The organism is Paraburkholderia acidiphila, assembly GCF_009789655.1.
In the GTDB taxonomy this organism is placed as follows: domain Bacteria; phylum Pseudomonadota; class Gammaproteobacteria; order Burkholderiales; family Burkholderiaceae; genus Paraburkholderia; species Paraburkholderia acidiphila.
In genome coordinates this window covers 1,931,637-1,944,335 of record NZ_CP046910.1, presented here as the reverse complement: position 1 = coordinate 1,944,335, position 12,699 = coordinate 1,931,637, and the positions used below count along the sequence as shown (strand labels likewise).

The window sequence follows — 12,699 nt, the reverse complement described above, 5'->3', positions numbered from 1 at the left end:
CGGGATCGGCCGCGCGCGTGGCCAGACTCCCTTCCGCCAGCCTGGACCTAACCTGAACGTGACCCGCTACGAGCAACTCGCCGACGATATCGAAGCCGCCGTGCGCCGCGGCGTGTTCGGCCCCGGCGAGCGCATTCTTTCCGTGCGCCGCGCGAGCCAGCAGCACGGCGTGAGCATCAAGACCGTGCTGCGCGCCTATGCGCTGCTGGAAAGCCGCAGCGTGATCGAGTCGCGGCCGCAATCGGGGTATTTCGTGCGCGCGCGCGTGGGCGCGCCGCAAGGGCGCGGCGCGGCGGGCGCACAAGGCTCACAGGAGAAAAACGCGCTGTCTGCGGGCAAACCGCGCCGTGCGAGCGCGCCCAGGCAACCCGTGCCCGCCAACGTGGACGTGAGCCGGCTCGTGCTCTCCACGCTGCGCAGCATCGGCGCGCAGGATGCCGTGCCGCTCGGCTCGCCGTACCCCGACCCCGCGCTGTTCCCCTGGCGGCGCATCAACCAGTACGCCAATGCCATCGCGCGCCGCCACGCGAGCTGGAACCTCATCGACGACCTGCCGCCCGGCAATCCCGAGCTGATCCGCCAGATCGCGCGGCGCTATGCCGAAAACGGCGTGAGCGTCGATCCCGAGGAAATCGTCATTACCGTGGGCGCGACCGAGGCGATCAACCTGAGTCTGCAGGCGGTGGCGAGGCCCGGCGACACGGTGGCCGTCGAATCGCCCACCTACTACGCGATGCTGCACGCCATCGAGCGCCTGGGCATGCGCGCGATCGAAGTGAGCACGCACGCCGATACCGGCATCGACCTCGACGCGCTGGAGCGCGTGCTCGCGCGCCAGAAGGTGGCGGCCTGCATGGTGATGCCGAACTTCCAGAATCCGCTCGGCTTTCGCATGCCCGACGCGAACAAGGCGCGGCTCGTGGCGCTTGCCGAAGCGCACGATTTGCCCGTGATCGAGAACGACGTCTATCAGGAGCTGTACTTCGGGCAAACGCGGCCTTCCACGCTCAAGCAGTTCGACACGCGCGGCCTGGTGCTGCATTGCGCCTCGTTTTCGAAGAGCCTGTCGGCCTCGTACCGCATTGGCTGGGCGCTGCCGGGGCGCTACCGCGCGCAGGTCGAAAAGCTCAAGTTCCTCAACACGCTCACGACCCCCTCGGTTCCCCAGGTGGCGCTGGCCGACTACTTGCGCCACGATGGCTACGACCGGCACCTGCGCCGCGTGCGGCGCTTTTACCGGCAACAGGCGCGGCTCATGCGGGCGATGGTGGAGCGCTTCTTTCCGGCGGGCACGCGCACCTCGGAGCCGCAAGGCGGCTACGTGCTGTGGGTGGAACTGCCGCCGCGCGTCGATTCGATGCGGCTTTATCAGGCGGCGCTCGCGCAAGGCATTACCATCGGGCCTGGCTACATGTTCTCGATGCGCAACGAGTATCACCACTACATCCGGCTGAACTACAGCTACCCATGGAACGCGCAGACCGAAGCCGCGCTGAAGACGCTAGGCGAAATGGCCGCGAAGATGGCATGAGGAGACAGACGATGAACGCAGACGAAGAGCGCGAAGACACCGACGCAGACGAGGCGGGCGTCGACCCGGTGCTGATTGCCGTGCTCGAGCAGTTGTGGCGCGCCGAGTGCGAGAAACACGGCCAGCCTGAGCGCCAGGGCCGCGCGTGGTCGCTCGCGAAACTCTCGAAGCAGGCCGGCGTGCCGATGAGCGGATTGCGCAGACAATTGACGGCGCTCGTGGACAGCGGCCTCGTGGTGACGACGCAGGCCGAAGATGGGACCGGCACGGCGAGTTTGTCCGATGAGGGACGCGCGTTTTGCGCGGAGGTGTTCGGCGAGGGCGAAGCGTAGCGCCAGCCGTTGGCATGCGCGAATGGCCCGCGTTTGCCGGTGTTAAGCTACGCCAACGTCATCCACCTCACGACCATGGACTATATCGACAGCCTGCGGATCTTCCGCTCCGTCGTCGAGGCGCGCAGCTTCACGCGCGCCGCGGACATGCACAGCCTCACCACGCCCGTCGTTTCGCGCGCCATCGCGCGCCTCGAAAAGCGCCTTGGCAGCCGGCTCTTTCATCGCAGCACGCGCGCGGTGTCGCTTACCGAGGCGGCCGAGCGCTTTTACGAAGGCTGCTGCCGCGTGCTCGACGACCTCGACGCGCTGGAGGCCGACGCCACCGTGCAAACGCGCGAAGCGAATGGCGTGCTGCGCCTGGTCGCGCACACGACGGCCACCGTCAATCGCCTCGTGCCGCTCATCGCCAGCTTCAAGCGCGCGCATCCCAAGGTGACGCTCGACGTGATCCTCACCGAGCGCCCCGTCGATCTCATCGCGGACGGCTACGATCTCGGCCTCGTGCTGCCGTTCATGCTCAACAACGAATCGACCGTCACGCGGCTGCTGGAGCGCATACCGCTTGCGCTCGTCACGACGCCCGCGTATCTCGAAGCGCACGGCACGCCGAAGCATCCCGCCGACCTCGCCGACCATCTGTTCGTGCCGATGCCGCCCTCCATGCGCAAGCCCACGATCGTGTTTCGCGTAGGCGACGAGGAAGTCGTCGTGCCGCTGCATCATGAAATCGCCTCGAACAACCCCGAGTTCAACCGCGAGATGGTGCTGGAAGGGTTCGGCATCGGCATCCTTCCCACCGCGCTCGTGAGGGAGGAGCTTGCGGCGGGCACGCTCGTGACGGTGCTCGACGCGTTTCCGATCGTCGACATGCAGATCGAGATCCGCCTCGCCTACACCACGCGCACGCTGCTGCCGGCAAAGGTGCGCGCGTTCATCGACCACGCCACGGCATTTTTCGACGACGTGGCGCAAGAAGCGCCCGCCGAGGCGAAGGCAATCTGAAAGCTTCGCCGCGATTGTTGTCGCCGCGACCATAATGTGCTGCCGCGCGTAAGGCTTGTTCGGGGCGCGATTGGCGACTACGCTGTGCATATGCACATCTATCAGTCACCCGAGCACGACGACTGCTTTGCCGTACGCCAGGCCGCGCGGCATCTGTCGCAGCTTTACGAGCGGCACCTGAGCGCGGCGGGGCTCACGCCCACGCAGTTCAGCATACTCGGCGCGCTCGGCCGGGCGTCGAGCCTCACGATGGCGGAACTCGGCCGCTCGATGGTGATGGAGCGCACCACGCTCGTGCGGGCCTTGCGGCCGCTCTTGCGCGGCGCGCTCGTGGCCGATGCGCCGGACCTGGGCGAGCGCCGCCGCCGGCTCGCGCTTACGCAAGCGGGCCGTTCGCGGCTCGACGCGGCGCATGAACACTGGCGCGCCGCGCAGGACGAATTCGAGCGCCGCTTTGGCGCACAACGCGCCGCGTGGCTGCGGCGCGAGCTGTTTCGCATCACACGGGCTGTTTAACGTTGCAGCGGGTTTGCGGGTTGCGTCGCGTTTCTTCATACCGCGGCGTTTTTCTTATCTTCAGTAGTGTATATGCACAGGTAAACGTCATGTCGAGTCCTTCCACTTCCGTTGTAGTCGAGCCGGCGCAGACGAGAGAGCGTGCGCGCCTCTCGCGCATGCGTCTCGCGCTAGGCGCGGTCGCGCTCGTGCTGGCGGCCGCCGCCGGCTACTGGTTCTTTGTGCTGCGTTTCGTCGAGACCACCGACGACGCCTACGTGGGCGGCAACGTCACCGTGATGGCGCCGCGTGTGAGCGGTTTCGTCGCGGACATTCCCGTGCAGGACAACCAGCGCGTGCACGCGGGCCAGGTGCTGCTGCGCCTCGACTCGCGCGACTACGACGCGAAGCTCGCCCAGGCCAACGCGGAGCTGGGGAGCGCGCGCGCCGCAGTCGCCGAACTGCAGGCGAAGCGCACGTTGCAGGAAGCGGTGATCAACCAGCATCAGGCCGAAGTGCGCGCGTCGAACGCGGAACTCACGCGCAGCGCTCAGGACCAGACGCGTTACCGCGAACTGGTGAAGGACGACGCGGTATCGAACCAGCTGGTCGAGCGTGCGGATTCCGACTACGCGAAAGCCCAGGCCTCGGTTGCGCAAAGCGGCGCGGCGGTGCTGGCCGCGCAACGCCAGCTCGACGTGCTGGCCGCGCAGATCAACGATGCGCAAGCGCGTGTCGCGACCGCCGAAGCCAATCAGCGGTTGGCACAACTGAACGTCGAATACACGACGCTGACAGCGCCTGTGGACGGCTACATCGGCAACCGCACGGCGCGCGTGGGCACGCTTGCCAACGTGGGTGCGCCGCTGCTGACCGTGGTGCCTGCCACGGGTCTGTGGGTGGACGCGAACTTCAAGGAAGACCAGTTGAAGAAAATGCACGCGGGCGATCGCGCCGACGTGACGCTCGACGCAGCCAGCGGCACGTTGCACGGCACGGTGGAAAGCCTCGCTCCCGCCACGGGCGCGACCTTCAGCGTGCTGCCGCCCGAGAACGCCACGGGCAACTTCACGAAGATCGTGCAGCGCGTGCCGGTGCGCATCCGCATCGACGCCAATACGCCGGCGGGCCTGGAAGGCGCGCTGCGGCCCGGTCTTTCGGCGACCGTGAAGGTGCATCTGTCCGAAGCGCACTGAAGAGGCCACAGCGATGAACGCCAATACCAGCGCCGACCCGACGGTCAATCCTCATCTCCAGCCGATGGCGCAACGCGCCTTCGCCTTCGCGCTGATGTGCATCGGCTTCTTCATGGCCACGCTCGACATCCAGATCGTCGCTTCGTCGCTGCGCGATATCGGCGGCGGTCTGTCCGCGAGCCAGGACGAGCTTTCGTGGGTGCAAACGGCGTATCTGATCGCCGAGATCATGGTGATCCCCATGTCGGGCTGGCTCTCGAAGGTGTTCTCCACGCGCTGGCTGTTCGTGGCCTCCGCAGTGGGCTTCACCATCACGAGCATGCTGTGCGGCCTTGCCTGGGACATCAACTCGATGATCCTGTTTCGCGGCCTGCAAGGCGCGCTCGGCGCGGCGATGATCCCCACCGTGTTCACCACGGCCTTCGTGCTCTTTCCTGGCAAGCAGCGTATCGTTGCCTCAACAACCATCGGCGCGCTCGCATCGCTTGCGCCCACGCTCGGGCCCGTGATCGGCGGCTGGATCACCGATCAATGGTCGTGGCATTGGCTCTTCTATCTGAACCTCGTGCCGGGCATTGCGGTAGCGGCGCTGGTGCCCAAATACGTGAATATCGACAAGCCCGATCTTTCGCTTCTCAAGCGCGGCGATTATCTCGGCATCGTGCTCATGTGCGGCTTTCTCGGCTGCCTCGAATACGTGCTCGAAGAAGGCCCGCGCAAGAACTGGTTCGGCGACGACGTGATCGTTGCCTGTGCGTGGATCTCGGCGATCTGCGGCTTTCTCTTCATCGTGCATGCGCTTACGGCCAGGGACCCGATCGTCGATCTGCGCGCGCTGCTCGTGCGCAACTTCGGCATTGGGAGCCTGCTCTCGTTTGTCACGGGCATCGGCATTTTCGTGGCGGTGTATCTCACGCCGCTCTTTCTCGCGGAAGTGCGCGGCTACAGCTCGCTGCAAATCGGCTTGTCGCTGCTTTCGGTGGGCGTGTTCCAGCTGCTCGCGCTTGGCGTGTATGCCTTCGCTACGCGCTATTTCAGCATGCGCGCGCTGATGCTGTTCGGACTGGTCCTCTTCGGGCTTGGCTGCTACCTGTATGTGCCGCTCACGCACGACTGGGGCTGGCAGCAGTTTCTCCTGCCGCAGGCGCTGCGCGGCATTGGCCAGCAGTTCGCCATTCCGCCCATCGTCACGATGTCGCTTGGCTCGCTGCCGCCTTCGCGGCTCAAGTCGGCGAGCGGTCTGTTCAATCTCATGCGCAATCTGGGCGGCGCGATCGGCATTGCCGTTAGCGCCACGATGCTCAACGACCGGCTCAACTTTCACTATTTGCGCCTGAACGAGAGCGTGACCGGCGGCACGCCGCAGGTGCAGTTGCTGCTGGCGGGCCGCACCGTGTACTGGCAGTCCGTGGCGGGCAATGCGATCGATGCCGCCGAAGCCGGGCTCGCACAGCTGCATGCACTGGTTCTGCGCGAGGCGCTCGTGATGACGTTCTCCGATACGTTCTTCGTGCTCTCGCTTTGCTTCCTGTTCGCCATTGCGAGCGTGGCGTTCTCAAAGCCGATTTCGCTGGGTGCGCCGCCGCCCGACGCCCATTGAGGTGCTTCATGCCAACCCCGACAACCCCTGAACGCCTATCGAAGCCCATGCGCCTCGTCCTCTCTTTGCTTTCGGCGGCCGTACTCGCCGCTTGCGCGGTGCAGCCCGCGCAGCATCCCGACCTGCCTGCCACGGTGCACGAAACGGCGCCTGTGGCATGGCGTATCGACGCGCCGCAGGACGCCATCGAAGCGCGCGCCTGGTGGGCGCAGTTCGGCGATCCGACGCTCGACGCGCTGCTCGCCACGGTGCTCGAAGGCAACCTCGATTTGCAGGCCGCCGCCGAGCGCGTGAAGCAGGCGCAAGCGATCACCACGCAAAAGCACGCGGCGTTGCTGCCGCAACTCGACTTCACGGCACAAGGCGCTTATGCGCGGCAGAACACGCCGCCGCCGCTCGGCTACGTGAAGCAGGCGGGCGCAGGGCTCGCGCTGAGCTGGTCGCCCGACGTATTCGGCGGCGAGCGGCTCGATCTGCTTGCGGCGCAAGCGAACCTCGTGGGCCAGAAGCATGCGCTCGATGCCGTGCGTCTCGCGCTGGCGGCGGATACGGCATCGGCGTATGTCGATCTGCGCTATGCACAGGCCGAGTTGAAGATCCTTCAGGACAACCTGGAGATTCGCAAGCGCACGTTGCTGCTCACGCAAGACCGCCTGAAATACGGTCTTTCGACACAACTCGACGTCGCGCGCGCGCAAACGCAGCTAAGCGAACTGCAAGCACGCATCCCGCGCGCGCAAGCCAGCATCGATCATCAGTTGAACCTGATCGCGGTGTATACGGGGCGCACGCCGGAGTCCGTGGCGCAGCTCGCGCTCGCGCAAACCGCGCCCATTCCGGGCGTGCCCGCGAGCGTGCCGCAGATGCTGCCTTCCGAAGCGCTGCTGCGCCGCCCCGACGTGCAGGCCGCCTACGCCACCGTCCAGCAACGCGCGGCGGAAGTGGGCGTGGCACGCGCCGAGCGCTATCCGAAGTTCACGCTCAATCTCACGGACGGCATTCTCGCGGCGTCCTACCTCGGCATGCCCACGCTCACCGACAACCTCTTCAGCGCGGCGATCGGCGCGACGAGCCCGATCTTCAACGCGGGGCGCATCACGGCCGACATCGATCAGAGCGAGAGCCGCATGCGCGAGTCGCAGCTGAATCTTCGGCAGACCATGCTGCAGGCGTTGCGCGAGGTGGAAGACAGCCGCAGCGATCTCGTGAGCACGGCCACGCAGACGCAGCAGTTGAACGACGCGCTGGCCTCTTCGGCGCAGTCGCTCAAGCTGGCCAACCAGCTTTACAAGGGCGGCGCGACTGACTTTCTCGACGTGCTGAACGCGCAGCAAACCTTGCTCGCCGATCAGGACCTGCTCAACGACGCGCAGCGCGAGCGCGCGCTCGCGGCGGTGGCGCTCTACCGCTCGCTCGGCGGCGGATGGAGTCAGAGCGGGGACGTGGTGCTCGCTCAGGATACGCCCGCGCACGGCGGCTGAAAGGCACGCACAGCGCCATGACGTCGACCTCAAGCGCCGGAAGGCGCCTCGCGCGCCAGCGCGCGCCACTGCGCGGGCGTCATGCCCACATGGCGCTTGAAGCCGCGCTGGAACGCGGCGTCCGACTGGTAGCCCACGAATTCGCCGATCTCCGCCACGCTCTCGTTGCCTTGCGCGAGCATGCGGCCCGCGAGCGTCATGCGGATATCGGTGAGCACGTCGGCGGCCGAGCGGCCGATGGCCTCGTCGAAGTGCCGCGCGAAGGTCGCGCGCGACATGTGGCAAAGCTCGGCCAGCTCGGGCAGCGTCCAGGGCTTGCCGGGCGCTTCGAACATGGCGTCGATGGCGGGTTGCAGGCGCGGGCGCTGCGCGAGCGCGAGCAGGCCGCGCGGCGGGGCGTCGCCGGCGCTGGCATAGCGCAGCGTGAGCCCGAAGAGCGCGCCCGAAAGATGGTTCACGAGCGACTCGCTGCCCGGCGCCGCCTCATACGCTTCGTCGCGCAACAGCGCGATCAGGCGTACGAGACGTTCGGGCGGTTGCGTGCCGTCGCGCGTGCTATGCACGACGAGGCGCGCAGGCAGATTCTCGCGCAGCAGCCGCTGCGGCACGGCTGGCAACAGGAAGCGGCCGCACAGCACGTCGGCGGCGGCGCCATCGCCCGTATTCGTTTCGACGGTCACGCCGTTTTCCTCGCGCTTGGCGACGGCGGCAGGCGCCGCGCCGCTGCCGTCGTGCAGCACGTGCGCGCTGCCCGAGGGAAACAGCACGATGTCGCCGGCATGGAGCGCGACGGGCGCGCCGTGCGCGTCCTCGACGATGGCGCGCCCGGCAACCAGCACGTGGTAACGGATCTCGCGCTCCTTCGTACCGGGGTCATCGATGCGCCAGGGCGCGCCGAAATGGCAGCGCACGTCGAGGCGCCCGGCTACGGGCATCAGCGCGAGAAGGCGGCTCAGCAGATCCATGGTGGGCGAGTGAGACGATTGAGCATGAAGTCGCGCCATTCTGGCATTAAAAGCACAACGTTGCGCGCATACACTGCATCCATGCCATCGACGATGGCAACGCGACACAGACACCCGCTCGCGACCACGCAACGTTAAAGGAGCAAACCATGTCCCGTCTTTCCGCCATCAAGCCCGAAGCCGCCACCGGCGCCGCCGCCGAAATCTTTGCGAAGATCCGCAAGGCCGTGGGCAAGGTGCCCAACGCGTACGCCACGATCGGCACGCACAGCCCCGAAGCACTGGGCGCGCTGCTCAACGTCGAAGGCGTGATTGCCGCCGGCACGCTGTCGAAGCCCGATATCGAAGCGATCAAGCTCGCGGTGAGCGAAGTGGCGGGTTGTGACTACTGTCTCGCGGCGCACACGCTGGCAGGCAAATTCGCGGGCCTCGCGCCGGAAACGATGAAGGCGGTGCGCGCAGGCGACGCGACCGGCGACGCAAAGCGCGACGCGCTCGTGCACTTCGTGCGCCTGCTGGTGACCACGCACGGCACCCTGCCTGAAGCGGAAGTGAGCGCGATTCGCGAAGCCGGTTATACCGAGCGTCAGATCGTGGAAATCGCGCTCGCCGTGACGTCGATTACGTTCACGAACCTCGTGAACCGCATCAACGATACGACGATGGATTTTCCAGCTGCGCCGTAACCCGACATGACGTAACGGCAACCGTTTTACCCACCCCGCGTGCGCGTGACACGACATCAATCGTGCCCGCGCACGCGAGCGTTTGCTCCACAAAAACGTTTGAAACTGTGCATATGCATACATAGAATGTAAGTGGAACAGCGCACACGAAAGGAGAGTTGTCCATGAGCAAGCTGAATTCGCGTGAGATCGTTTTGTGCCAGCCGGTGCGTACGGCAATTGGCGGTTTCAATGGTGTCTTCAAGGGCGTTCCCGCCACGGAGCTAGGCGCGGCGGCGGTGCGCGAAACGCTCGCGCGCGCGAAGCTCGATCCCGCGCGGCTCGGCTCCGTGGTGCTCGGCAACGTGATCCAGGCGGGCAACAAGATGAATCCCGCGCGTCAGGCCGAGCTTGGCGGCGGCGTGCCGGTTCAGGTGCCCGCGCTCACGGTCAACCGCGTGTGCGGGTCGGGCGCGCAAGCCATTGCGAGCGCCGCGCAAGAGGTGATGCTGGGTCTGGCCGACGTCGCGCTCGCCGGCGGCATGGAGAACATGGACCGTGCGCCTTATCTGCTGGATGGCGGCCGCTGGGGCTATCGCATGGGCAACGCCGAGATTCACGACAGCATGTTGCGCGACGGTCTCGTCGATGCGTTTTCGGGTCAGCATTCCGGCTGGCATACGGAAGACCTGGTGACGCAGTCCGCACTGACGCGCGCCGAGCAGGACAACTGGGCCGTGCGATCGCAGCAGCGCTTTGCCGCCGCACAAGCGGCGGGACGCTTCAAGGAAGAGATCGCCGCGGTCGAAGTGAAGGGCAAGAAGGGCATGGAGCGCATCGATACCGACGAAGCGCCGCGCCCCGACACGACGCTCGAAGCGCTCGCGAAGCTGCGTCCCGCGTTTCGCCCGGACGGCACGATCACGGCGGGCAACGCGCCCGGCCTGAACAGCGCGGCGAGCGCGATGCTCGTGGCCGAGCGCGGCTTCGCTGAAAGCGAGGGCCTCTCGCCGATGGTGAAGCTCGTGGCTTGGGGCGTGGCGGCGGTGGAGCCCGGCATGTTCGGCCTCGGCCCCGTGCCCGCCGTGCAACTCGCGCTGGGGCGCGCAGGCTGGTCGCTCGCCGATGTCGATCGCTTCGAGATCAACGAGGCATTCGCGGCGGTGCCGCTCGCGGTGATGAAGCAACTCGGCATTCCCGAGGACATCGTGAACGTGGAAGGCGGCGCGATCGCGCATGGTCACCCGATCGGCGCGACGGGTGCGATTCTCACCACGCGTCTTGCATGGTCGATGCAACGCGACGGGCTGCGTCGCGGCGTCGTGACGCTTTGCATCGGTGGCGGCCAGGGTATCGCGCTCGCGCTCGAGAAAGTATGATGGCCGGGCCACGTGAGGCGAATGGGACTGGGATACAGGCGGGGAAGACGATGACGAAGCGGATCACACGCGAGGAATGCAACTGTTTTGCGCTGCGGCAGGCGGCACGTTTCGTCACGCAGCTCTATGAGCGGCATCTCTCGCAGGCGGACGTCACGGCCGCGCAATTCACCATCCTCTCGCGCCTCGCGGGGCGGCCCGACGCCACGGCCGCCGAACTCTCCGACGACCTCGTGATGGACCGCACGACGCTCGTGCGCGCGTTGAAGCCGTTGCAGCGCGACGGCCTCGTGCTTACGGCGGCGGCCGAGCACGACACGCGCACGCTGGTCTACCGCTTATCGGCTGCGGGCTTGCGCCGCTACGACAAGGCACACGCGTTGTGGCTCGACGCGCAGGCCGAGTTCGAGCAGCACATGAAGCGCGACCGCGCGAAGGCGCTGCGCACCGAACTCTTTGCACTCACGAAGGCTGCAGCGGGCTGACACTCCACTTACGCCGGCACACGTTTCGTAAGCCCTTCAGGCAAGGCGGCCACGGCAGCGATCAGATCTGGCGCGAAAATGGCATCATGAGAATCCCAGGAGTCTGACGCTTTGCCGCCGGGTTCTCATGAGACGATATCGACCGCCGCCACCCAACTTTCTGCGTGACCACGCGCATCCAGCCTGGCGCGATATTGCGCTGACAACGCTGCCCGTGGCGCTGTTCTGTGCGGTGGTGGTCGGTCTTGTGCTCTGGCTCGTCGACCCGGCGCCGCCGCGCACGATCACGATCAGCGCGGGCCCCGCCGACAGCTCCTTCATGCAGATGGCGCAAGCCTACCGCGCGATCCTCGCGCGCAACGGCGTGACGCTCAAGATCCTCGAATCGGACGGCTCGGTGCAGAACCTGCAACGCTTGCTCGATCCGAAGCAACACGTGGACCTCGCCTTCGTGCAGGGCGGCGTGGCCGACGGCGTGGACACACGCTCGCTCATGTCGCTCGGCAGCGTGGCCTATCTGCCTATCATCGTGTTCTATCGCGGCTCGGGCCTCACGCGGCTCGGCGACCTCGACGGCATGCGCATCGCCATTGGCCGCGTGGGCAGCGGCACACGCGAGCTTGCGCTCAAGCTGCTCTCCGCGAATGGCCTCGACCCCGGCGGCGACTCCACGTTCCTGCCGCTCGACGGCATGGACGCGGCCACGGCGCTTGTCTCCGGCCGCGTCGAGGCCGCCATGCTGAGCGGCGACTCGACCACGCGCGCCCTGATGCTGCGCCTGCTCGACATCCCCGGCATATCGGTCATGAGCTTTGGCGAAGCGGCTGCCTATACGCGGCTCTTTCCGTACCTGGAGAGCGTCGACCTGCCGCCGGGCGTGCTCGATTTGCGCAGGCGCCAACCGCGCGAAACGGTGCACCTGATCGGCCCGACTGTCGAGCTCGTCGCGCGTGACACGCTGCATCCCGCGCTCTCCGATCTGCTGATCGAAGCGGCGGGCGAGGTGAACGGCGCGCCCGGGCTGCTGCAGAGCGAGGGCCAGTTTCCGAGCCCGGCGGTGCACGACTTCCGCGTGAGTGAAGATGCCACGCGCTATTACAAGTCGGGCAAGAGCTTTCTCTATCGCGCGCTGCCGTTCTGGCTTGCCAGCGTCACGGACCGCTTGCTGGTGCTGCTGCTGCCGTTGGCGGTGCTCGTGATTCCCGCATTGCGCACGATCCCGGCGCTGTATCGCTGGCGCGTGCGTTCGCGCATCTATCGCTATTACGGCGCGCTGATCGCCATCGAGCGCGACGCGCTCAAGCATACGAACGAAGAAGAGCGGCGTGCGCTGGTCGACGAACTCGACGAGATCGAGCGCTCGCTCAACACGCTGCGCATGCCGCTCGCGTACGCCGACGCGTTCTACGTGCTGCGCGAACACGTAGGGTTCGTGCGTATGCACTTGAGTGCAAACGAGTCGCAGTCGCACTCCAGCGCGGTCTGATCGGCATTCACGATATTGTTACGGTCAACGTAGTTTTCAGTCTCATTGATGCACGTCGCTTAAACGTAGTGTTGCAACA

The 12,699-nt window shown here is 66.4% G+C and carries 12 protein-coding genes; 11 read left to right on the top strand and 1 reads right to left on the bottom strand.

The window, feature by feature from the left end; all coding sequences use genetic code 11:
* The first annotated feature begins 58 nt into the window (after window positions 1-58).
* From FAZ97_RS23140 to FAZ97_RS23110, 7 genes are all read left to right on the top strand, one after another.
* Entirely contained in the window at window positions 59-1,531 is a 1,473-nt protein-coding gene (locus tag FAZ97_RS23140; RefSeq protein ID WP_158760717.1) for an aminotransferase-like domain-containing protein, read from the top strand.
* 11 nt (window positions 1,532-1,542) lie between these two features.
* Complete coding sequence (locus FAZ97_RS23135) at window positions 1,543-1,863, top strand: helix-turn-helix domain-containing protein (RefSeq protein ID WP_158760716.1); 321 nt, start codon at window positions 1,543-1,545, stop codon at window positions 1,861-1,863.
* A 75-nt stretch (window positions 1,864-1,938) separates the two neighbouring features.
* The gene (locus FAZ97_RS23130) at window positions 1,939-2,868 is read left to right on the top strand and encodes a LysR family transcriptional regulator (protein ID WP_158761052.1); all 930 of its coding nucleotides are present in this window, start codon (window positions 1,939-1,941) and stop codon (window positions 2,866-2,868) included.
* Window positions 2,869-2,958: 90 nt separating this feature from the next.
* On the top strand, window positions 2,959-3,384 hold the full coding sequence (locus FAZ97_RS23125; protein WP_158760715.1) for a MarR family winged helix-turn-helix transcriptional regulator: 426 nt from the start codon (window positions 2,959-2,961) through the stop codon (window positions 3,382-3,384).
* 89 nt (window positions 3,385-3,473) lie between these two features.
* Entirely contained in the window at window positions 3,474-4,559 is a 1,086-nt protein-coding gene (locus tag FAZ97_RS23120; protein WP_158760714.1) for an HlyD family secretion protein, read from the top strand.
* 13 nt (window positions 4,560-4,572) lie between these two features.
* Entirely contained in the window at window positions 4,573-6,159 is a 1,587-nt protein-coding gene (locus FAZ97_RS23115; RefSeq protein WP_158760713.1) for a DHA2 family efflux MFS transporter permease subunit, read from the top strand.
* Window positions 6,160-6,206: 47 nt separating this feature from the next.
* A complete protein-coding gene (locus tag FAZ97_RS23110; protein ID WP_158761051.1) occupies window positions 6,207-7,640 on the top strand; it encodes an efflux transporter outer membrane subunit in 1,434 nt (477 codons plus the stop codon).
* 29 nt (window positions 7,641-7,669) lie between these two features.
* Here the strand turns inward: FAZ97_RS23110 and FAZ97_RS23105 are convergent, their stop codons facing one another.
* Window positions 7,670-8,605, bottom strand: a complete 936-nt coding sequence (locus tag FAZ97_RS23105) for an AraC family transcriptional regulator (protein WP_158760712.1) — start codon at window positions 8,603-8,605, stop codon at window positions 7,670-7,672.
* A 149-nt stretch (window positions 8,606-8,754) separates the two neighbouring features.
* On the opposite strand from FAZ97_RS23105, the gene FAZ97_RS23100 reads away from it, so the two are divergent.
* From FAZ97_RS23100 to FAZ97_RS23085, 4 genes are all read left to right on the top strand, one after another.
* Window positions 8,755-9,291 carry a carboxymuconolactone decarboxylase family protein gene (locus FAZ97_RS23100; protein ID WP_158760711.1) on the top strand — a complete coding sequence of 179 codons (537 nt, stop codon included), beginning with the start codon at window positions 8,755-8,757 and terminating at the stop codon, window positions 9,289-9,291.
* Between the two features lie 173 nt (window positions 9,292-9,464).
* Window positions 9,465-10,649 (top strand): thiolase family protein, encoded by a 1,185-nt coding sequence (locus FAZ97_RS23095; protein ID WP_158761050.1) that lies wholly within the window; start codon window positions 9,465-9,467, stop codon window positions 10,647-10,649.
* Window positions 10,650-10,699: 50 nt separating this feature from the next.
* On the top strand, window positions 10,700-11,134 hold the full coding sequence (locus FAZ97_RS23090) for a MarR family winged helix-turn-helix transcriptional regulator (protein WP_158760710.1): 435 nt from the start codon (window positions 10,700-10,702) through the stop codon (window positions 11,132-11,134).
* 127 nt (window positions 11,135-11,261) lie between these two features.
* The gene (locus FAZ97_RS23085; RefSeq protein WP_158760709.1) at window positions 11,262-12,620 is read left to right on the top strand and encodes a TAXI family TRAP transporter solute-binding subunit; all 1,359 of its coding nucleotides are present in this window, start codon (window positions 11,262-11,264) and stop codon (window positions 12,618-12,620) included.
* Window positions 12,621-12,699 lie beyond the last annotated feature (79 nt).